This window comes from Cellulomonas endophytica (assembly GCF_004123805.1).
Lineage (GTDB): Bacteria > Actinomycetota > Actinomycetes > Actinomycetales > Cellulomonadaceae > Cellulomonas > Cellulomonas endophytica.
In genome coordinates this window covers 1-1,093 of the sequence record NZ_RWJX01000170.1, presented here as the reverse complement: position 1 = coordinate 1,093, position 1,093 = coordinate 1, and the positions used below count along the sequence as shown (strand labels likewise).

Sequence of the window (1,093 nt, the reverse complement as noted above, 5' to 3'; positions counted from 1 at the left end):
TGTACTGAGCCATCACGTTGGTGACAGGCGGCTGGTGGGCGGGAGTCCTCCGAGGGCTGTGTGGCGGCGTCGAGTGTTGTAGTGCTCGAGCCAGGGGGCAAGGGCGGCGGCGCGCTCGTCGTTGCTGGTGAAGACCTGCCGGTAGGCCCACTCGGTGGCCAAGGTCCGGTTGAGGCGCTCGACCTTGCCGTTCTGCCAGGGGCAGTGCGGGCGGATGAAGATCTGGCGGGCGCCCAGAGCGGCCACGACCTCGCGCAGCGACCAGCGGTAGGCCCAGGCGTTGTCGGTCATCACGCGCTCGATGCGGGCGATGCCGTGCGCGGCGAAGTAGGCCGCGCCGCGCTCCAGGAAGCCGGCGCAGGTGGGGCCCTTCTCATCGTTCAGGATCTCGCAGTAGGCCAGGCGGGAGTGGTCGTCGACCAGGGCGTGCACGTAGTCGTAGCCGATCGGGGTCTTGTCCACCCGTGACTGGTGGTTGGCCAGGGTCCAGCCCGCTGCCCGCCAGCCGCCTCCGGGCGGGATGCGGCCGATCTTCTTGACGTCCATGTGGACCAGCTCGCCCGGGTGCTGGCGTTCGTAGCGCACCCCGGTGACCCGCGAGGCGCGGATCGGTTGACCGGTCAGCGGGTCGCAGTCGCCCAGCCGTGGAACGCGATGGCGGGCCAGGACCCGTGAGACGGTCCGGGCCGGCAGCCCGGTCTGCTCGGCGATCCAGTCCGGACCGCGGCGCTGGCTGGCACGCAGGTCGAGGACGGCCTGCTCCAGGTCCGAGGCGGTGCGGGGCGGGCTGTGGTGCGGGCGGGAGGAACGATCCTGCAACCCCGCCGGTCCCTCCTCGCGGAACCGTTTGACCCAGCGGTGCGCGCACTGGCGCGAGACACCCAGCTCCTTGGCCACGTGTGCGACCGGGCGGTGCTCCTGCAGCACTCGGCGGACCAGCAGGGCCCGTCCATGAACAGTCAGACGCGCATTACCGTGAGACACGAGAACCTCCGGCGGGACGTGGGCCTTCGACAAGCCACACCCCAGCCGGAGGTTCTCCTCACGTCAACGACCGCACGCCGTCACCAACGTGCTGGCCGAGTACACCTAG

At 70.5% G+C, this 1,093-nt stretch carries 1 protein-coding gene; it reads right to left on the bottom strand.

Going from position 1 to position 1,093, the window contains the following annotated elements:
- Window positions 1–12 precede the first annotated feature (12 nt).
- The gene (locus tag EJA20_RS18495; protein ID WP_129339953.1) at window positions 13–984 is read right to left on the bottom strand and encodes an IS481 family transposase; all 972 of its coding nucleotides are present in this window, start codon (window positions 982–984) and stop codon (window positions 13–15) included.
- Window positions 985–1,093 lie beyond the last annotated feature (109 nt).